The organism is Ohtaekwangia kribbensis (genome assembly GCF_042676245.1).
Taxonomy (GTDB): Bacteria; Bacteroidota; Bacteroidia; order Cytophagales; family Cyclobacteriaceae; genus Ohtaekwangia; species Ohtaekwangia kribbensis.
Genome location: NZ_JBHTKA010000015.1, coordinates 376,139 through 397,776 on the forward strand (window position 1 = coordinate 376,139; position 21,638 = coordinate 397,776).

Genomic DNA, 21,638 nt, shown 5'->3' on the forward strand with positions numbered 1-21,638 from the left:
ACCTGTTTGCTAAATGACGACTTGGTGATATATACTCCCTTCAGATCAGGGGTGGAAAAAACGTTCAGAGAAAGACAACAAACAGTTCTGCTTATCGGGCGTCATTTCCGGGCGTGCGAATCTCCTGTGAAATGCGCATTCCTCGCGAGAAACCCTCATGTCACGATGCGTGCTAAATGTGATAGCCTGCATTCAAGTATATATTTTAGTGGTGATTTTGTTGCTCCGATCAGGGGCTTCTTGTGGGGAGTGCAGAGATATGATCTAAAAGCGCAGGCTCGAAGTGACGTTAATTCGGAGGCTTTCTGCACTGATCGGAAATCTTTCTCAATTACTCTTTATTGTGCGTATAAACTTTTAATTTTGCGGTTTGCCGCCAGGACCGGGATTGATTTTTTTTGAATTTATACGTGATGATGATTAATAGTACAGAACAGGAAGAGCGCGAGTACCTTGAAGAGATCAAAGAGAAACTTCAACTAACCCTCATACGGGTAGATGATACTGTTAAACAATTCTCCGCTGAACTGCGGCAGAATAAACAATATATCTACGAGAATCAATCGGGGATGGATGAAGCGGATATGGTGGCGGCAGGTCAGTCCATTAACCGCATGGCCTTTACGGGTGAATCGGCTGTTGCTAAAAAACGCAAGCTTTATAAACTTAAAGATTCTCCTTATTTTGGTCGTATCGATTTTATAGCAGGGCAGGAGCGAAGTCCTATATATATAGGGATCTATTCATTTGCGGATGATTCGCAGCGTGCAAACCTGATATACGACTGGCGTGCTCCTATATCCTCCATGTTCTATGATTTTGAACTTGGTGAGGCCTGGTATAAAACTCCGTCCGGTACAATACAGGGCGAAGTGGCGTTGAAGCGTCAGTATAAAATCCGCGAAGGTAAGATGGAGTTTATGATTGAGAACGCGGTAAACATTCACGATGATATTTTGCAGAAGGAGCTGAGCAAGTCTTCGGATGACAAAATGAAAAACATTGTGGCTACGATTCAGCGTGATCAGAATGCAGTGATCCGTAATGAGACAGCGCAGGTCATGATCATCCAGGGAGTTGCCGGTTCGGGTAAAACATCCATCGCATTACACCGCATTGCATTTTTACTATACCGCTTTCGCGATACGATTGCTTCAAAAGATATACTCATACTTTCACCCAACAAGGTGTTTGCAGACTATATATCGAACGTTTTGCCAGAGCTCGGTGAGGAACATATACCCGAGATGGGAATGGATGAGCTGGCAACGGAATTACTGGAAGACAAGTATAGATTTCAAAGCTTCTTTGACCAGGTTTCTGCGTTACTCGAAAAGCATGATGCTGCATTTATTGAACGCATCCGTTTCAAATCAACGTTCGAATTTTTAGGACAACTTAATCGCTATCTCATCCATGTTGAGAATAATTACTTTGGAGCAGCCGAGCAGGAGATACGGGTTGCCGGCATTGTGGTGCCGTGGCCTTTCATTATCGAGCGGCTACGGGCCTATCATCGTTTGCCTATATTCAAGCGCTTTCCGGAAGTGGTGAAAGATGTACTGAACTATGTGCGCAGCAATACAAAACGGAAATTGACCGGTGGTGAGAAAGCTCAGATATGGGAGACTATACCACGCATGTTCCGACTCGGCAGTGCATTTGATCTCTATAAAGATTTTTACAAGTGGATGGGACAGGAGCACATGTTTCGTCAGGGCCCCAACGGTGCATTGGAGTATGCAGACGTTTTTCCGCTTATCTATTGCAAAATCAGGCTGGAGGGTGCCAAGACTTACGATGATGTAAAGCATTTGCTCATTGATGAGATGCAGGACTATACACCGATCCAATATGCGGTGGTGTCACGCTTGTTCCAATGCAAGAAAACAATTCTTGGCGATGTAAGTCAAACGGTAAATCCGTATAGTGCATCTTCAGCAGAAGGTATACAACAAGTATTTCCGCAGGGTGATACGGTGAAGTTGTTCCGGAGTTACCGTTCTACATACGAGATCACAGCGTTCGCGCAGCATATATCCAGCAACCCCAACGTAGTGCCTATGGAACGCCACGGGCAGGCACCGGAAGTGCTGCGGTATAACACGAATCAGGAAGAAGCGCAGGCAATTAAAGATCTGATCGAGCGATTCAGAAATTCTGATCGTCAATCTTTGGGGATTATTTGCAAGACGTTGCAGCAAGCCGAGGATCTATACCAGGATATAAAAGGTCCCGGGGTACATCTGCTCACACCTGATAGCACGTCCTTCTCCAACGGTGTTGTAGTGACAACAGCACACCTCGCCAAAGGATTGGAGTTTGATGAAGTGATCATTCCTTTTGCATCATCACGCAACTATCACACGGATGTGGACAGAAGCATGCTATATATAGCGTGCACACGCGCCATGCACTTGCTTACACTTACCTACTCAAGAGATCTGACTACATTCGTTAGGCAATAATCAAGGGTATATTTTGAACGGTTGCCTGGTAAATTGGTTTTAATAATAGCAGCTGTAGAAATAAGAAAGGGTGGTTAAATTAAACCACCCTTTCAATTTTTATACGTTTTGAGGAGTCATTACTGATTCAATACAGGGTTGTTGATAACCTCTGCTTGTGGAATCGGGAATGTAAGTTCGTCCGAATCAAACGTAAATGATTCGCCAGGGAAGAACAGGTGGTTATCACCTCTCGTTGCTGTCACTTTGTTACGTTTCAATGCCAGGTAAACTTTACCTTCACCCCACAGCTCAATGCGAGTCTGCAGGTAGATTTCATCTTGCAGTGCCTGACCGGTTAATGCATCAACATAATCGTAGTCTTCAATTCTGAGTTCCAACAGATCAGTCAAACTTTCTTTCGCATCAGCCTCCTGTCCAAGTTTAGCATTTGCTTCAGCATTCAACAAGTAGATTTCTTCCATGCGCATGTAAACATAGTCATCAATGATACTGCGCTGACCACCGATTTCATTTTCGTCAAGTTCTTTTGTTCTTTGAGAAGCATAGAACTTGTTGATTGGCCAGTAGAGTCCGTCACCATATACATCAACGAATTGTCCTTTGCGAACATCATCTTCGTGAATCTCAGCGTACAGACCGTTGTCAATTACTTTTGGATCACCAGCCCATGCGTAGCTATAGGTAAATAAATCTACCTGTCCCCACCATGAAACCAGGTCAAGGTTATTGGCAAGTGTCAGATCCACGCCCCAGATCCAGCTTGGGTTAGTAACTTTATTGAACCCGGATTGTGGGTTAAGAAGTGCGCCTGTACCAGCATCGAATCTGGCGAGTACTTCATCCTGGTTGTTCAAACGGAAACCGCTGTTAGAGATGATGTCGTCTGTAATAGACACTACATTTTGCAAGTCAGCGTTTGTACCTCTGGCAGCGTACGCATAAGACAGTAAGCCTTTTGCTACCCAAACGTTTATCTGATCTTTCGATGTTCTGTTGAAACCATCCAGATACGCAATAGCCTGTGTTAAGTCGCTGATGATTAAATTATATACTTCTTCAGTAGTGCTCAAAGGCTGGTTTGGAACTTCCGTGTTGGTATATATAGGAAGGATCTTGTCAGAACCGTCACCATAACCCGCACCATAGAAATGTGCGAGATAGAAATAGGCGTATGCACGCATGGCTTTGGCCTGTCCCATAATGAAGCGTTGTGTATCTTCAGTTTGTTCGGCATCAGTACCACCCAATGCATCAATTACAGTATTAGCAGAGAAGATAATTCTGTAATAATAGCGCCATGGCTGATAGTCGGCATTCTGAGTATAATCTTTTGTAGCCTGGTAACGTGCTACCGTTGAATACCAACCGTAGTTTAACGCACCTAACACCATATCAGAAGCAAGCATATCGCTATAGATATCATATCCTTTCTGACCGAAGTCATCGTGGTTTGTTGTTCCACCCGTCTCCGTGTTATACATAGTAGAGTATAAACCTGCGATGTTACCATTCAACAGGTTCGGATCTTTCTTGGCGGCATCTGCAATTTGCTCCTTTGATAATTGCTCACTTGGCTTTTTATCAAGGAAGTCATCACCACATCCGCTTAATGCAAGCAGAAGGGCTGTACAGGTTATATAGAAATTTAATTTCATGTCCTTAAATTATTGATAGTAAAACGTAGTCTGCTTAGAATTTAACTTTAAGCCCTGCTGACAAAGTTGACAGCGGAGAATAACGATATGTATTCGAGCTTCCTGCTTCTGCAGTAGATGGGTTAAAGCCATCGCGTTTCGACTTGAGCCACAGGTTATCACCTGATACCCAAATGCTGGCAGCATTGATCTTTAAACTACCCAGGATAGAAGAAGGAATGTTATAGCCAAGGCGAACGTTGTTCAATATCAGGTAGCTGGCTTTTGTTACATAGCGGGATGAAACAGAACCTACGTTAGCATCCTGGTTGTTCGATATACGTGGTACATCTGTAACATCGCCTGGTTGTTGCCATCTTCTTGTAATATCAGTATGCCAGTTGTTACCACCGATCAAACCGTTGCTCATCAAGCCTGCATACGCACCATCGTAAGAATATCCACCGATGCTATATAACATCTGCACACTAAGTTCAATGCCTTTAAATCCACCGGAAAGGTTGATAGCACCTCTTACTTTTGGAATTGCAGATTTACCTATATACATCAGCGTTGCCTGTGAGTATGTCTTGGTAGTACCTTTCTTAATGTTTCCTTCCAGGTCAGGGTTTGCATCCAAGAATGTAGGCAATGAAGTGATTTGCTCACCGCTGTTAAACTGACCATCGGCATTCAGATCCTGGTAGTAAACTGTCCACTGACCACGACCGTCATTTGAATCTACACCAGCCCATTCGCGCATATAGAAATCAAAGATTGAGCGGCCCACACCCCAGCCATAGTTACCTTGCGGGTCGATCAGTTTTTCTTTACCCGTTGAAGGATCGATAGGCATATGCGTGATCTTGTTTTTCAGAATCTCTCCGTTTACGGTCAGGTTAATGAATGCATTGTCAGTCTTCAGTAAATGGCCAGTCAGGTCAAACTCCAAGCCTTGGTTTCTTAATTCACCACCGTTTACTTTGATCAACGCATAACCGATAGAAGGACCAACTCTTCTGTCGAAGATCAGATCAGTTGTATTCTTAACATAATAGTCAATAGCACCCGTCAGGAATGTACCTACAGAGAACTCAAGTCCGGTCTGGAACATACGTGAAGTTTCCCATGTCAGATCAGGATTACCTTTCGTTTCGAATGAGAAGGCAGGACCGTTGTTAAGGTTGTCAACATTATAAAGATCGTAACCAGGATAGTAACCTATACCTGCTTGCTCACCGATAAGACCATAGCTGGCTTTCAGTTTCAGTGAGTTCACAATGTTTTGATTTTTCATGAAAGACTCGTTGGTGATCAACCAGCTTGCACCGATCGAACCAAAGTTACCCCACTTGTTTTTTACAAATCGGGATGAACCGTCTCTTCTGGCACTGGCAGAAATAAAGTATGTTTTCTTGAAATCATACGATACTTGAGCGAAGAAGCTTTCCAGTGAATATTCTTCACGGTAAGAATCGATCGGGTTTGAAACAACAGCGTTGTTGAAGTCTTCAGAGTTTGGATCTACCAGGTTGAAAGCAGATACTTCCATGTAGTCCAATGAATATTCAGTTGCTTCGTGTGCAGCCAAAACTTCGAAGCTGTGTTCATCAAATGTTTTGTTGTAACGCAGTAAGTTCAACAAGTTATAAGAGAACATCTCGCTTCTTTCATTGTAGATAGAGCCGTTCTGAGATGCTGAAGAGCCATAGTATTTGTTACCTCTGTTAACATACTTGTTGTTATAGTATTGAAGACCTAAACGGTTTTCAAATGACAGGCCGTTCGTAATGTTAATGTTTACAGAAGCAGCACCGTTCAGTTCATGGCGATCGTCACGTTGTGTATCATACGTGGCATCTGCAATAGCGTTTGTCAGTGAACCGAACTTACGTCCAGCCTCACCGTAGTCAAAGCGTGGACCACCGAAGATAGGATCTTCAATGTTGTTACCTTCAGCATCCTTCATGTACAATGGATAGATAGAAGGGTTGTTATCAACAAACCAGAATATACTTCCGGAGTCTTCACTTTGTCCACCGCGGTTTGTTTTCGTTTTTGCATAACCGAAGTTGATTGAGGTGTTCAACCACTTCTTAACTTCGTGAGTTAAGTTCAAACGACCAGAGAAACGCTGGAAATCAGAGTTGATCGAGTAACCTACATCTTTCAGATATCCGAAAGAAGAATAGTAGTGAGTCTTCTCATTTGATCCACCAAACTTCACGTTTACTTCGTTACGTGATGAAGCCTGGAATGCATGGTCTTCCCAGTTTTCAGGATTGTATCTGCGTGTAACACCAGGTCTTACCGTTCTTGTTGCAGGGTCGATCAGTTCGGCACCATTGGCAACATTCCACATATTATAGTCTGGATCTATACCGGCAGTAGAAAACAGTCTTGCATTGGCATAAGCTTCAGGGTTAGCATTGTTCAACGCAACACCCTGGTTGTAGAGACCTTCCCAGCTAAGACCTATATATTGCTCAGGAGATCTGATAACATCATAGCGTGGTAACAAAGAGAAGTTGGAACCGGATTGGCCATCCACTTCAATGAAAGAATCTTTGCCTCTTCCGTTTCTTGTATTGATAAGGATAACACCGTTAGCACCTCTTGATCCGTAGATCGCAGTAGCAGCAGCATCTTTCAATACAGTAGTTGATTCAACATCGGCAGGGTTGATGGAGTTCAAGTTTCCGGTAAAAGGCACACCATCTACTACATAGAGCGGATCGCGGTTACCATTCACAGATCCGAAACCGCGTATACGTACCGTTGACACAGTTCCAGGCTGACCACTGTTGTTGATTACCTGAAGACCAGCAACTTCACCGGCAAGCGCGCGCGTGATGTTCGGAACATTCTTACGTGTTAGGTTTTCAGCCGATACAACTTTCGCTGTACCTGTAAAAGCCTGTTGGGTTGTGGTAGCATAACCTACTACAACTACTTCCGACAATTGCGTAGCGTCTTGTTCCATCTGAACATCAACGCTCGACTGTGTTCCAATCTCAACATCCTGAGATTTAAGTCCGATAAACGTAAAAGTTAACGTGTTATAACCAGGTCGAACCACGAGGCTATAATTACCATCAGCGTCCGTTACCGTTCCTTCTGTTGTACCTTTTACAACAACATTTACTCCGGGTAGTCCACCTCCGTCTTCAACGGAAGTAACCTTACCAGAAATCGTTCGATCCTGAGCAAACACTTGAATGCTTGCCGCAGCGAACACCAAGGTCAGGATTCCGAGTAGAATTCTTTTCATACTACTTAGTTGGGTTAATGAAAAATTTAATTAGGGTCTCAAACTTATTACAAAATGAATCATGTCAAAAATCATTCATCACAAAATAGATTACTTTCATGTAAATTCATGTCACCCATTTTATGGTATAAAATGGTGTAATATCGACTTTATAGCCTTTTTAAAGAGTTGTGATTGATCGCGGGAAGGGGTAGAAAACGATTTAAAACGATGGCTTCGTCAACGTGATCTTCTTTTTTCAGTGGGGTGATTTTTTTTAAAAAATTATTGAGAAGCATGAAAAAAGTTTTCAGAATATACACATCGAAGGTTAAACGCGCAGTTCGCATTCAATAAAAATGAGATGTCTAATGCCGAACATTTTTTCCCTCTACCGGACAGGCTATACGCAGAGTAACTCGCCTGGGATAGTCTAATAAAGGGTTTTTGATTGGCTGAACAATTGTAACAGACTTTAAAAAACTCCTGTTATGAAATATACTTTTCTGTGTATCCTGGTATGCGTTGCCTTGTTTAACAATGCACGTGCGCAATCTGCAAACGGAAAGAGTAAGCCGGTGTCGGTGAAGATTCTGATCGACAGTCTCGACAGGGCGTTGGATCGCATCTACATATTCCCGGACAAATCGAAGATGATGGGAAGTTATCTCAAAAGCCAAATGAAGAAGGGCGCCTATAAAAATATCTCCGACCCCAAATTGCTGGCTGACAAGATCGGTAGTGATTTACAAACAGTTCATCGCGATGGACACCTTCGCATTCATTACGATCCGGAATTTTTGGCACGTGAAGCCGCACAGCAAAAAAATAGCGGATCGCCTGATTTCACAGAAGCAATCAAACAAGCGAAAGCAGAAAACTTTGCATTTCGTAAAGTTGAGATACTGGATGGAAATATAGGTTATGTACTCTTCCACGGATTCAACGGGTTTATAGAAGAAGCGAAGCCAACGCTTCATGCAGCATTTCGTTTTGTGTCCAATACGGATGCCGTGATTATTGATCTGCGTAATAATGGAGGCGGCAGTCCGTGGATGGTAAAACAGATCTGCAGTTATTTTTACCAAGAGCGCACGCGACTGAATGATATATATGAGCGCAGAAGAAATAAGACCATGGAGTTTTGGGCTGAACCGGAACTGGCCGATACGATGAAACTGTCCATGCCACTATATATACTCACCAGTAAACATACATTCTCTGCCGCAGAAGATTTTACCTATGCCATGCAGGTGAACAAACGCGCTATCATTGTAGGAGAGACAACGGGAGGGGGCGCGCACCCAACGGGACCGGTAGACGTAGGACAAGGTTTTGTGGTTGATATTCCTTTTGCCCGCTCGATAAATCACATCACACAAACAGATTGGGAGGGAACTGGTGTTGTGCCGGATATAGCGGTGGCATCCGATGATGCACTGCCGAAAGCACAGACACTCGCCCTGGAAGCTCAGGCAGCCACGGCTACGACAGATGAAAAGAAAAAGCAGGTACAATGGTCATTGCGTGCACTCAAGGCTCATGAATATACCTCAACCGATAATACTATATATGAAAAGTATGCGGGAACGTATGGAAAATTCAGTGTCACGCTGAAAGAAGCAAAGCTATATCTTCATGACTTTAATGGAAGAACATTTCTCCTGAAGCCCATTGAACGCAGTTTATTCCTGGCAACGGATTGGCTACAGGCCGAGTTTCTCACATCAGCATCCGGTTCAATATCCCTAAAGTTATTGGGGAAACCGGGCTGGGAAGATATATATGAACGAACGAAGTAGCGCCTACATTAGGCAAGCAATTGCTTTTCATACAGGAAATCAAAAATGAGCCTATCTACGTGCGACACCTTTTCAATTTCAGCGTACGCAAGCCAACGAATTTCTTCTATTTCGGAATCAGCTTTTAAGGTACCGTTGTAAGCGCCGGTATAGCAGGTCATTTTTACCTGAGTGCCATCGGTATGGCCATGGGCCAATGCCTGGAAGACGCCTACAAACTGGAGTGTCTCATTTTTCAAATCAACGGTCAGCTCTTCTTTTATTTCGCGACAAAGCGCCTGCTCATCGGTTTCGCCTTGTTCACGTTTGCCCCCGGGTATATAGTATTTATCCTTACCAAATGTTTTTGTAACAAGTATCGTTTTGTTTTTCAATTCGATCCAGGCCAGTTTATCAATTAGTTTCATAGTGTGTTTGAAGTTTGGGTTTGTGAGTTTGTGTACAAAGTTACGGCTGGGGTAACAAATCAAAATTAGAAGGTTTACGGAATATACACGTTGCACCAGGAAAAGAAAATTTCAACTGTGCAGGGAAGGTGGATGGTAGGAAAACCTGTTCAAAAATGTTTTCGACTTTTTTCGAACGCACTTGTTTTTCTTGAAATGTAAAGTATATTTGACGTAAAGTAAACTTTACAATATGAACACAATACTAATTCCACGCCAGTACAAATGGATTGGACTGGCTGTCTTTTTGCTTTCTTTTGTTGGGCTGATTGTTATTGGTATGTTGTATCCGGAAACCTGGGAGCAGTCTGAACCCAGACGGAAAATTGCCAGTGTCCTGATGTTAATCGGATTGTTACTCCTGGTATTATCAAAAGAGCGGGTGGAAGATGAGTTTATAAACGACTGCCGGCTTCGGGCATTTCGCACCGCATTCCTGGCAGGCATCATTTATTTTATACTGGACTCAGCTGATCTTTTACAGGGCGCTGTGATCAAGAGTTCTTTTGGTTTATTGATATTTGAAATCGGTATATACCTCATTATGTTCTATATCTCCAAAACCGGATTAAAGAATGGAGAACAGGGTTAAGAAATATCGTGAGGAAGCGGGTATTACACAGGAAGGACTGGCACAACAAGCCGGCGTAAGCAGGCAAAGTATAATTTCAATTGAGAAAGGACAGTATGTACCCACCACGATATTGGCACTTAAGATCTCAAAATTACTCAAGGCACCGGTAGAAGATCTTTTTGTGCTTGAGAAGAAAGACTGGAAGTAGGAGAGGTGATAATCTTTCCATCATAGCTATACTATAATATTATGGATCAGGGGAAATATATAGTTCGAAATGCCAGGCCGGAAGAGTTTTCTTCTATAGGACAGTTATTGGTGGGAGCCTATTCGCAGTTGGATGGTTTTCCAAAAGAAGCCGAACAACCCTCTTATTACAAGATGTTGGCAAATGTAGGCGACTTTACAGAAAAACAGAATACAGAACTTCTTGTTGCCGTGTCGCCAACAAATGAAATTGCGGGAGCCGTAGTTTACTTTAGTGACATGGCGCAATACGGCTCAGGAGGAACGGCCACACAGGAAAGGAATGCAGCGGGGTTCAGATTATTGGCCGTAAAGGAAACCGCGCGTGGTCATGGTATAGGAAAACTGCTGACGCAGGCATGCATCAGCAAAGCACGGGAGAAAGGTCTTGCACAGGTAATTATTCATACCACTCAAGCCATGCAAACTGCGTAGAAGATGTACGAAGGAATAGGCTTTCAGCGATCTGCTGACCTCGACTTTATACAGGGACAGCTTCCGGTATTTGGTTTTCGGTTGCTGCTATAGCAATTTCAGCTCGTTTCAAAAACATTTGTTCTGATAATAAATATCAAACTTTCAGTATTTACTGAAAATTTGATAAACTTTAAATGGCAACTTCCGTATACAAGAGTACATCGACATTAATTTCTTTCTTATGGAACTGCCTGTCTTAAGTGGAATAATTACACGAAGAATATTGATTAACTACCGAGTAGCCCCGGCTGTGGTCAGAAAGATTTTGCCGGATCACCTCGAGCCACTTATAATCGGTGGATATGCAAGTGCCGGTATATGTTTGTTGAAATTGCATAATATAGGCTTACGATATTCTCCTGATTTCCTGAAGATCGATTCGGAAAATGCAGCCCATCGCATCCTGGTACAGTGGCGTGAAGATGGTCGGGTTCGTTGTGGTGTATATATACCCAGAAGGGATACAGATTCTAAACTAAATGTATGGCTTGCCGGAAGAATTTTTGCGTGGCCTCATTATCCTGCCCAATTTGATACGAAGGAGGATGGTGGACATTACGTTGTGAATGTAAGCAGCGAGGATCATCGTACGAACTTGCGTGTGAGCGTAAAAGCTGGTGGTTCATTTCCGTCCGATTCCATGTTTCGCTCCCTCGAACATGCATCCGAATGTTTCCGGGAATGCTCTATAGGATGTTCACCATCTGCAAATCCAGGACACTTCAAACAAATCCAGCTAAAAACAAAAGGCTGGTCCGTTAAACCACTCGCTATAGAAGAGCTATCATCAACTTTCTTTGAAGATACAACTATATTTCCCCCTGGCACCATATGCTTCGACAATGCCTTACTCATGGAAAATATACCCCACGAATGGCACAGTATATAAACGATTAGGCCAAGCAACAATTTATTCTCACTCCTTACTTCTTAATTACTGCCTCCAAAAAACATGACCACCCCAACCTACGATGTAGCCATCATCGGAAGCGGCATTGCCGGCATGGCCACTGCACTGCGATTGCAGGCAAAAGGATTTTCAACGGTTATTCTCGAAGCACATGGACAACCCGGGGGGTGTGCCGGATTCTTCAAGCGGAAAGGATTTGCTTTTGATGTAGGTGCTACCACGCTGGTGGATTTTGGTGCAACTGGTGTTGGAGGGGAGTTGTTCACGAGTACAAACATACCTTTCCCGGAAGCTGATCTTCTCGATTATAAACTATGGCTTCCCGATAGGGAAGTTGTTATGTATCACGATAAGACGTTATGGAATGCAGAGCGTCTTGCAAAATTTGGTAACACACCGAACCATATTGCATTCTGGAAATTTCTCGACCACATAGCCAGTGTTTTCTGGAACGCAAGCCGAAATGGCATAAAGCTTCCGCTGCAAAGTATATATGATGTGTTGCAGGCTATGCGTGCGGTTGGTGTGCAGAATATTTTTATGGCTCGCTACCTGCATTGGACATTGCTGGACGCGATGAAAAAATTCAACCTGCAAAATGATGTTCCGCTGAGAAACGCGTTGGGTATGCTGGTGGAAGATACGGTTCATAGTACTATAGATAAAGCTCCGCTTATCAATGCAGCTTTAGGTATAACGATTCGCGGTGCAGGACTTCAACGTGCGCAGGGTGGTATGAAAGGTTTGTGGGAACATTTTACAATGCACTACAAGAGGCTTGGTGGAAGACTGGTTGTGGGAAATAAGGTAAGCGAAGTGTCAACGATTGACGCTGTATTTTACCTGCGCGGAAGTAAAGGTATATTTCAAGCCAGGAAAGTAGTGAGTGCTATTCCGGCAGAAGCCACCTATCGCATAGTACCCGATACTATACAAAAGCGATTGGACTCATTTGTAAAGCGCGATGCTAAATCGTTGGGTGGTGCGATCGTTGTGTTTCTCGGTGTTCCGGAAGAAGAAGTGATCAATCAGCCGATCACGCATCATCAACTGTTGCAAAGTTATAATGAGCCGTTCGGTAATGGAAACAATATGTTTATATCGGTGTCTTCTTCGGGTGATATCAAAAGTGCACCTGCAGGATATCGTGCGGTGATGCTCTCAACACATTGCCCGATACAGGAGTGGGAGGGACTAACGGATGAAGCTTATGAAGCGAAGAAGGAATCAATCGGCAATCACCTGCTTAGTCTGGCGAGGAGAGTATATCCAGACCTCGGCAGGAATGCAGTGGTTTATGAAGTAGGTACTCCGCGTACCTATCATAAATATACCGGACGACCGCAAGGTGCTGTCGGAGGTGTACGACAGACTTTTGAAAATTCAAATCTCAATGCGTTACCTCATAACATAGGCGTGCCGAACTTCTGGCTGGCTGGTGATAGCACGTGGCCCGGACTTGGGACAGTCGCGTGTATATTGGGAAGCAGGATTGTTGCCGATCAGGTTTCGGGCTAGCCCTTGACCGCTGTATGTTGATGAGACATTTTGATTCGGCGAAAATGAATCACCCCAAATCATGGAAGTTTACGCAATGGGGATATTACAGATGAACAGTGTAGTATATAGATTGGAGGGCGACACGGTGGAACGTTGGTGATACTTTAACTGAGAGTGTACTTGTTTAGTAAAGAGATCCCTGAAGATAGTTGAGATCGTAAATAAAGAGTAATATTTTTTATAGGGTAATTATATTTCGCTTATAATTGTGGAAGATATTCGCAACCTCTAACCTTAAACTATTCTGTTCATTTTATGTTCCGCTCGTTGATAACGACTATAGCTTTGGTTATACTGATATGTTCATCAGCTTTATCTCAAAAGGTATATACATTAAAAGATCTTTTTACAGATACTGCGATAACCTGGTATGGCATCGACTATACACGTGCTGAGATGGTTGGGACATTTGGCGACAAAGATTTACACAATTACTTTCAGGGTTGGAATACATTGATGTTGGTTGAAACGGAAAAGTACAATGTGGCAGCAGCTTTACAGCGAAGCAAAGTTAACTTTGATATAGCGTCTGTCTCAAAACTCAATTCACTGTCAACCCCCGACATTCGCTTTGTACCAAGCGATAGTGCATTGAGTAAGTCTGATATTGCTGAAATGGTAGGAGCCTATGAAGAAGGTAAAAGTGAGGGTATTGGTATCGTATTTATTGCTGAACGCTACAATAAAGCAAAGAAACAAGGCGTGCACATCGCAGTTGTATTTGACATTGCAACGAAGAAAGTTCTGATTTCACAACGCTACACCACTGCACCTGATGGAATCGGTGTCCGTAATTATTGGGCGCCCACGATACGCTCGGCTATAAAACTGTTGACTTCCAACTATAAAAAGTGGAAGAAGGAGCATGTAAATGGCTAGGAGAATTAATGTCAGGCTTGTGTCTTGATTAGACTATATGACGACAAGATTACTTTTAATATTTATAGCGTTGTTTATTGCTATTTCGAGTTGTAGCCGTGACTATGAAATTAAATACTATGAAAATGGAAATGTGATGTACAGAGCTCGAAAGATAAATGGACTCTTTGATGGTGATTTTGTTACATACTACCCTGATGGTAACCTAAAGTCAAAAGGATATTGGATCAAAGGCTTTGGCAATGGTTATATAGAGCGTTATTTTCAAAATGGAAATCTTGAGGAGAAGGCCAGTTATAGAAATGGAAAACTAAACGGTAAGGTTGAGGTATATCACTCGAATGGTCAAAAACTACTTGATTCCTATTACGTTGATGGAGCGAAGTCAGGTGAGTATAAAGTATTTGATAAAAAAGGGCTTCTTTCCGAAAGACATTTATATTCTGAAAAAGGAGAACTATACTATATCGTTAAATTTGGACCCGATAATATTAAAGAGATGGAGCTCTTCTTTCCTGCTTTTACAGTAGAGAAAAGGACTGGTTCAACAGAAATTACGGTGACCACTAGGGTTAAGTTTGAAGGGAACGCTCATTTATCCCTTGGATTTCGAACAGACGAAAATTTCGAAGCTGTCAATGGACCAATAATTCTATCTGATTCTCTGAAGAATGTTATTTCTATTGACAATAGCATTGACATAAATAAACTGTTCTATAAAATCGAATTTATACCGTCAGCGAATGACACTTTGGACGGTTTTTTGTTTGATAAGCGGATCTTTAAAACAGATACGACTGATGCCTCTATTGATCGTTTCGAAGATATAATTTGATAGACTAGATTGTGAGTCTAAAATTTTGCACAGCAACACGTTAAAGCTTTTCACGATCTGAACAGCATATTAACATTGCTCATTCTTTAATTTTCACTATATTCGTATACGCAGAGCCCATCCACCGCTTCTGAAGAATGAAGCGGCAGATGGGCTTTTGTTTTTGTTCCCTGAAAGCGTGCGTTTCGGCACGATGAATATTCATCGGGGACATCGGTGTGTAACAAAGAGCTATTCTGCAGGAGAAGCAGAAAAAGATTTAGCAGCAAGAACAGTTCTTTAAAGCCTGTACAAGTTGTTCGGCTTTATACTATATCTGGATAGTTTGATTCAGATAGTCTCGGAATTTCCTTTCAATGTTCAACTTTCACGATTTAATGTATAGCAGCGGTGTGTTTGCATCGCAGTCACGATGCTATCATATACACTTATCGCATCATGTATAGCCCTATATATACCATGGAGTAAGCCGAAAATCCAGAGAAAGAGTAGGCAAAATAAAACCCTAACATTTATGGCCAAAAGAACCCTTGAGGAGACATTGAATCTCGATGAGATCCTCGCAGAACAAAAAGAAATGGCAAAGTTCAAAATTTCTGATGCTGACTATCATGAAGTGAGTGCAGAGATAATCGAGTATGTTTCACCCGGACAAAAAGCAATGGGATGGTTGCGTGAGCTTCCTGACTTCCGTGATTATAACATCAACACGGATATAGATGCAGTGGACGAAAAAAGAAAAGCAAAAGGCGTACGTAGCGGAGTAAAAGAAATGGCGTTGGAGGTAGGTGTTTTGAATGCGCCTTCGCTTCCAGCAAGTGCTAATCTGACACAGTGGTTTTCTCCGATTGAAGATCAGGGCTCATTGGGTTCCTGCACAGCAAATGCAGGTGCTGGTGTAATTGAATATTTTGAACGAAGGGCCTTCGGGAATCACATCGATGCCTCACGACTTTTCCTTTACAAAGCAACGCGTAACTTGTTGAATTGGACAGGAGATACAGGCGCATATCTGCGTACAACGATGGAGGCACTGACGGTATTTGGAGTGTGTCCTGAAAAATATTGGCCCTACCGCATAACCGGTTTTGATTCCGAACCAACTGCTTTTTGCTACTCCTTCGCACAGAATTATCAGTCGATCAGTTATTTCAGACATGATACACCCGGTATAAATCCAAATGATCTGCTACAGCAAATCAAAGCATGGATTGCTGCAGGTATACCAGCCATGTTCGGATTCACTTGTTATACATCACTGAACCAGGCAAGTACCAGTGGAAAAATTCCATTCCCTTCTCCGGGAGAAAACGTAATTGGTGGTCATGCTGTAGTAGCAGCAGGTTATGATGATCGCATCACGATCACAAATCGTAACAATGGAGCTAAGACAACGGGAGCTCTATTAATCCGCAATTCATGGGGCACTGGCTGGGGAAATAATGGCTATGGCTGGCTGCCGTATGAATATATACTAAGACGCCTCGCTGTGGATTGGTGGTCGCTGATCAAAGCAGAGTGGATCAACACGAGAAACTTTGGCTTGTAAGAGTTAATTCTTGAAAATCCATCATGATATATTTCTCATGATGGATTTTCTATGTTAACGAATTAGTTAATATTTGTAGGATTGAAAAAGGAACAACCACAGACGCGGCATTCATTGATGTCAATCGAATTGCCTTATTTAGTTGTACAAGGTAGACGATTCCATTTCCTTACGCTGCTATGCATTGCGGTTGTTATTTTTTATAGCAAGAAGCTCATTAAGAACAATTGAAAATTTCAGACTAGCGAGGGACGGCAGGACAGTAAAGGCTGTTGTTACAAACACTGAGAAGGTTGGTGAAAAGGGAACTGTCTCGGTAACGTTTAAATACGTTGTTAGTGGCAGGGAGTTTTTGAGTACCATGTCCAATGAACCTTATCAGATAGCTGACAGCGTTTACCTTCTTTATCTTGAAGATTCACCAGAGATAAGTCGTACCTATCGATTTATCAGTGAGAATTATTCAACAGAAATTCGACTGCCGCAGTAAGACGTTGTCTCATCTCATTCGAAATGCGCTTTTAACATCGTATTAATCGGGTAAATAAAAAAGTGTAATTACACGTGATTACTCTGCTCTTCATGCAAAGGCAAACGCACCCGAAACAAAGAGCCTGCTCCAGGTTGGGACTCTGCGGTAATTGTGCCGTGCAACGCTTCGATCTGTGCTTTGATCAAATATAGTCCTATGCCACGACCTTCTACGTGCGAGTGGAATCGTTTATATAGTTTGAAAAGTTTTTCCTGGTATAGATTGGTGTCGAAACCAAGTCCGTTGTCGCGAACTTCGATGATGGCATGGCCGTTTACGTGCTTGCTGGTGGCCGTTACGATAAGTTTACGGTCAGGTGATTTGAATTTAATAGCGTTACTCAGCAGGTTATAAAATGTACTTTGTAACATGGCACGCACTGTTGTGATGTTGGGTAACGCGCTGAAGTCGTAGGTGATTTCTTCATGGCCGGTAATGGTGTCCTGTAGCAGACTTATACTTTGTTTCCATTCTTTTTCAAAGTCAACTGTTTCAAGATAGCGGTCAGGGTCGTTGCGTAAGTCTAATACTTTGCTCAGGTCTTTGATAATCAGGTCAAGTTCTTCTGCAGTCTTCACCATCATATCGATCCATTGTTTCGCCTGCGCAAGCTCCTGTTCAGTCTGTGCTAACCCGGCAAGTCCTAACAGTCTTACTACGGGGCCACGCAGGTTATGAGACACTGTATAGGAGAATTGCAACAATTCGTTGTTATAGCGCACCAGCTCTTCATTGGTCGTGCTTAGCTCTTGTGTTTTCTCAGCTACAATTCTCTCCAGGTTTCGGTTCAGGTCACTTATACTCTTGTTACTTTCCGTGAGCTTGTTGGATTGTGCCTGGATCTCTTCATTCTGCTCCGATACTTCCTGGTATAAATGTTTCAGCTCGGCATTCATGTCCTGGAGTTTATGCGCCTGCGCCTGTATACGTTTGTTCTTGTCAGTGATAGTTACATTGAGAACTTTAATTCTCCGGTAGAACCGATAATATAGGGTGGCGACTATAGCCAGTAACGCAATGCAAAATATACCCGCGGCAATCAATATATACTGTTGTCTCAAACGTGACTCTTGCAAGTGAATTTTGTCCTGGGCAAGTTGTTTGTCTTTTTGCAGTTCTTTAATGTTCCGGTCGCGTTGCTCGATCTCCTGCGTTTTTTCAAGGTTAATAAACCTGCGTGCAAGATCTGTTCGGTGAATGGAATCTTTCAACGCAGTCGCCATCATGGAATACTGTAACGACTCTTTATACCGTTGTTGTACTGCCAATAAATCTCTGCGTGTATTGTAATTGAGAATCAATAACTCATTTGCGTGTGCCAGGCGGCAATATTGTTCTGAAAGATCAAGTAGCTGTGCCGCGTTTTTATAGTTACCCAGATGCGTATATATATCCCCGGTTCCCCAGCGTGAACGTGCCAGTCCGTATGGATAGTTTGAAGTCTCCGCGCGTTCCATGCTTTGCTGGTACAGGGCTAGGGCAGATGTGTATCGTTGTTGGCGAGCTTCCAGGTAGCCGAGGTTCATCAGCACTTCACTCAATCCTCTGTCATCTTGTAAACGGGTATATAACTGTGAAGCAGAATCGAGTGATGCCTTTGCAGCGCTATATTTATGCATATCCGTGAGTACTGCACCTTTCAGCATGAGTGCTTCTGCAAGATCACCTTCAAGTTGTCGTTTAGGCCCATCCCGCAATGCTTCATTCGCAAGACGTAGCGCTTGTGTCATATCGCCAAGATGAAAATTTACCCATCCGATACGATTACGAATAATATAAGTGTCGGCTTCAAAGCCATGTTCTTTACTAAGGCGGAGTGCATCGTACAAATTATTGAGCGCCAGTTCGTATTCCCCTCGATCGGAAAACACTTTTCCCATGTCGGTGAGCAGCGTTATATACTTACGGATTAGTGATTTGCTGAAATAGTAATTGCGAGCTGAGTCAAACAAAACAAGTCCTTCGTCAAATTTACCTTTCCGAAAGAGTATAAGCGCGCGCAGGTGACGGATGTCATGAAGGTCTTCTTTGTCTTCGGTGTGATCGATCACCAACCGCTCGGCTTCGTTCAGAAGACTTTCAGTTTCACCAATCTCCCCGGAAGCAAGAATGTTACCTGCTTTCAGAATCAACGCATCGGCCAGTAGTATATCATCTTTCAACAATCTCCGTATAGCAATAGCACGGTCGAGGTAAATTTGTTGCTTGTCATATTGATACCGCTGCCCGTAAAGTGCGCTCATGTTCCGGTATATCTTGGAAAGCGTTAAGGCATTGGTGCTGTCTTTGAAAATAGTATAGGCTTGTTCGAAGTAATATAGCGCAGAGTCTTTTTCGACTTCTTCCAACGAGCAAACACCGAGTTGTAACAGAGTATATCCCTGGTTGGACCGATCGCCAGCTTTAATAGACAACGTGAGACCACGATGCAGGTCTATATGCGCCTGTTTGAATTCCCCAGATAGATATTCATATACGCCACGATAGGTATGCGCTATAGCTTCGCCTTTTATGTAGCCGATCTGTCGGCTGATGCGAATGGCTTCATCACCATAACGAATTACTTTGGCGTTGTCGTGCGTAATAAATTCGTATGTGAGTTGATTCAGGATATTTACCCTTTCTTCGTCAGCGGTTTGCAGAAGGCGTTTTTCCAGGCTATCCGTAATCTTTGATTGGGCGGCAGCAACGCAGAAAAGCAAGCTCAGGAAGCAGATTAGAACGAAAGCCTTGCCACGATTCATGCCCGGATAGGTAAAACGTTATCGACAAAATTAAGCGGATTCGAACACTTTAAAAAAACGGTACGATGAAAGTAATTTTCTGGTGTTCCAGTGTGTGTTTAGACGGATGAACGCTGCTATACAACTACCCGCGTAAGATAGGGGATTGCAGGTCTATTTTAAAATTATTTGAAAAAACTTGATATCCGGCTTAAATTTCCACGATTAGAAAGTCTTTGATAAGGTCCGTATCAACCGGAATTTCCTGATCATCCAACGTAATATCGAGCCGTGTGCGTGCCGGTTCAAATTCCTCGCGTATCAGGTCCAATACATACCGGAAAAAGAATTCAGGAGATACATCTGCCACCGTTATCACTCTGCTATATTTAGCAGATTCGATATGACAGAAAAATCCTTCGGAATTTTTTAGAGTAAAGCGCAACACCAGTAAAGTCTCATGATTTACCATCAGAAAGTTGGGTTTGTTTTTTTTATGGACAGGTGGATTGCGAGCGGGAAGATGCTGTAAATGTCCTAAGAGTTTATAAAGAATCCTACGATAACGGCTGTTAAGTTTGTCTGAACTATACCAATCGACCAAAAAACTGTACGAATGGAACTATTGGCAGATTAATGTACTGTGAGGTGATCCTATAATATACTGTTAACATTAGATTGGCGGTGCAATAAATTTTTATTGGATCGTTGCACAATAAAATCTTATTCCGAGAATTGTAAGTATACTTCCTGTTGGACGTCAATATATCTTGTTATGGAATATATAGTATACATAATCAATAGATTAATGTAAAAGTATATATAGTTAGCCGGCATGTATACAATGGAAGTATAAATTTACTTCTTTTGTACATCGATATATAAATAACGTTTATCAAATGAAGATTATTGATTTGTCAAAGCCCGTTCAGTTCAATCGAAACGATCCCTGGTTTATGCGTGTTAAGATCAAACACAAGCCACATGGTAAAGCAAAGTGGCTCATCCGATTGCTGGGTTTGCCGTTCCGTTTGTTCCCGCAAGGCTTTGAAGGCTGGGCCGATGATACAATTGAGAAGATGGGCGTACATGCCACCACGCACATTGATGCGCCCTGGCATTATTCGCCTACATGTAATGGCGAGCCAGCCAAGACGATCGACCAGGTGCCCTTGGAGTGGTGTTACAATGATGGTATTGTGATCGACATGAAACACAAGGCTGATTTCGATGCGATCACCGTAGAAGACATTGAAAACTTTTTGACAAGAGAGAACCTGGCGTTGCGTGCGGGTATGATCGTATTGATAAAGACTGGTCGTGATAAATTTAACGGCACCAAAGATTTTCCCTATATCGGTACAGGCATGAGTGCTGAAGCAACAGCATGGCTAATCGACAAAGGTATAAAAGTAATGGGCATTGATTCATGGGGTTGGGATCTGCCGCTGACGTATCAGATCCGAAAGGCAAAGGAGAACAACGATCGCAGTACTTTTTGGAAGGCTCATCTTGTAGGACAACAGAAGGAGTACTGTCACATGGAACAACTCGTAAATCTGGATGCGTTGCCGTATAGCGGGTTCAAAGTTGCCGTGTTTCCGTTGAAGATCGTTGGTGCCTCGGCTGCTCCGGCCCGTGTTGTTGCCATGCTCGATTAATGGACTTCTGCGATAGTTTTTGGTAATTGTTTTTTTAGTGCAAAACCACTTTGATAACTTAGTTGCAAAGAGGCTGGAACCGTTTGAGT

The 21,638-nt window shown here is 42.8% G+C and carries 16 protein-coding genes; 11 read left to right on the forward strand and 5 right to left on the reverse strand.

Annotation, left to right across the window (positions count from 1 at the left end):
• The first annotated feature begins 413 nt into the window (after positions 1 to 413).
• Positions 414 to 2,468 carry a HelD family protein gene (locus ACFQ21_RS28435; protein ID WP_377585782.1) on the forward strand — a complete coding sequence of 685 codons (2,055 nt, stop codon included), beginning with the start codon at positions 414 to 416 and terminating at the stop codon, positions 2,466 to 2,468.
• Positions 2,469 to 2,587: 119 nt separating this feature from the next.
• Here ACFQ21_RS28435 and ACFQ21_RS28440 read toward each other — a convergent pair whose 3' ends face one another.
• Both ACFQ21_RS28440 and ACFQ21_RS28445 read right to left on the reverse strand, forming a co-directional pair.
• Complete coding sequence (locus tag ACFQ21_RS28440) at positions 2,588 to 4,126, reverse strand: RagB/SusD family nutrient uptake outer membrane protein (protein ID WP_377585784.1); 1,539 nt, start codon at positions 4,124 to 4,126, stop codon at positions 2,588 to 2,590.
• A 34-nt stretch (positions 4,127 to 4,160) separates the two neighbouring features.
• Positions 4,161 to 7,376, reverse strand: coding sequence for a SusC/RagA family TonB-linked outer membrane protein (locus tag ACFQ21_RS28445; protein WP_377585787.1), 3,216 nt, complete (start codon positions 7,374 to 7,376; stop codon positions 4,161 to 4,163).
• A gap of 470 nt (positions 7,377 to 7,846) precedes the next feature.
• Between ACFQ21_RS28445 and ACFQ21_RS28450 the strand changes: the two genes are divergently transcribed.
• Complete coding sequence (locus ACFQ21_RS28450; RefSeq protein ID WP_377585789.1) at positions 7,847 to 9,157, forward strand: S41 family peptidase; 1,311 nt, start codon at positions 7,847 to 7,849, stop codon at positions 9,155 to 9,157.
• 8 nt (positions 9,158 to 9,165) lie between these two features.
• Here the strand turns inward: ACFQ21_RS28450 and ACFQ21_RS28455 are convergent, their stop codons facing one another.
• Positions 9,166 to 9,564 carry an NUDIX hydrolase gene (locus tag ACFQ21_RS28455; protein WP_377585792.1) on the reverse strand — a complete coding sequence of 133 codons (399 nt, stop codon included), beginning with the start codon at positions 9,562 to 9,564 and terminating at the stop codon, positions 9,166 to 9,168.
• 232 nt (positions 9,565 to 9,796) lie between these two features.
• Between ACFQ21_RS28455 and ACFQ21_RS28460 the strand changes: the two genes are divergently transcribed.
• From ACFQ21_RS28460 to ACFQ21_RS28495, 8 genes are all read left to right on the forward strand, one after another.
• A complete protein-coding gene (locus ACFQ21_RS28460) occupies positions 9,797 to 10,195 on the forward strand; it encodes a hypothetical protein (RefSeq protein WP_377585794.1) in 399 nt (132 codons plus the stop codon).
• Positions 10,179 to 10,385, forward strand: coding sequence for a helix-turn-helix transcriptional regulator (locus tag ACFQ21_RS28465; protein ID WP_377585797.1), 207 nt, complete (start codon positions 10,179 to 10,181; stop codon positions 10,383 to 10,385). The genes ACFQ21_RS28460 and ACFQ21_RS28465 overlap by 17 nt, the downstream gene beginning before the upstream one ends.
• A 41-nt stretch (positions 10,386 to 10,426) precedes the next feature.
• Positions 10,427 to 10,858 (forward strand): GNAT family N-acetyltransferase, encoded by a 432-nt coding sequence (locus ACFQ21_RS28470; protein WP_377585800.1) that lies wholly within the window; start codon positions 10,427 to 10,429, stop codon positions 10,856 to 10,858.
• Positions 10,859 to 11,081: 223 nt separating this feature from the next.
• Positions 11,082 to 11,789, forward strand: coding sequence for a DUF2071 domain-containing protein (locus ACFQ21_RS28475; protein WP_377585803.1), 708 nt, complete (start codon positions 11,082 to 11,084; stop codon positions 11,787 to 11,789).
• A 63-nt stretch (positions 11,790 to 11,852) separates the two neighbouring features.
• Positions 11,853 to 13,328 carry a phytoene desaturase family protein gene (locus ACFQ21_RS28480; RefSeq protein WP_377585805.1) on the forward strand — a complete coding sequence of 492 codons (1,476 nt, stop codon included), beginning with the start codon at positions 11,853 to 11,855 and terminating at the stop codon, positions 13,326 to 13,328.
• A gap of 297 nt (positions 13,329 to 13,625) precedes the next feature.
• Positions 13,626 to 14,249, forward strand: a complete 624-nt coding sequence (locus tag ACFQ21_RS28485; RefSeq protein ID WP_377585808.1) for a hypothetical protein — start codon at positions 13,626 to 13,628, stop codon at positions 14,247 to 14,249.
• A gap of 37 nt (positions 14,250 to 14,286) precedes the next feature.
• Positions 14,287 to 15,084, forward strand: a complete 798-nt coding sequence (locus ACFQ21_RS28490; protein ID WP_377585811.1) for a toxin-antitoxin system YwqK family antitoxin — start codon at positions 14,287 to 14,289, stop codon at positions 15,082 to 15,084.
• A gap of 514 nt (positions 15,085 to 15,598) precedes the next feature.
• Entirely contained in the window at positions 15,599 to 16,633 is a 1,035-nt protein-coding gene (locus tag ACFQ21_RS28495) for a C1 family peptidase (protein WP_377585814.1), read from the forward strand.
• Positions 16,634 to 17,191: 558 nt separating this feature from the next.
• Here ACFQ21_RS28495 and ACFQ21_RS28500 read toward each other — a convergent pair.
• Positions 17,192 to 19,909, reverse strand: coding sequence for a tetratricopeptide repeat protein (locus ACFQ21_RS28500; protein WP_377585816.1), 2,718 nt, complete (start codon positions 19,907 to 19,909; stop codon positions 17,192 to 17,194).
• A gap of 190 nt (positions 19,910 to 20,099) precedes the next feature.
• A complete protein-coding gene (locus ACFQ21_RS28505) occupies positions 20,100 to 20,360 on the reverse strand; it encodes a hypothetical protein (protein ID WP_377585819.1) in 261 nt (86 codons plus the stop codon).
• Between the two features lie 427 nt (positions 20,361 to 20,787).
• Between ACFQ21_RS28505 and ACFQ21_RS28510 the strand changes: the two genes are divergently transcribed.
• Entirely contained in the window at positions 20,788 to 21,549 is a 762-nt protein-coding gene (locus ACFQ21_RS28510; protein ID WP_377585822.1) for a cyclase family protein, read from the forward strand.
• The last annotated feature ends 89 nt before the right edge of the window (positions 21,550 to 21,638 follow it).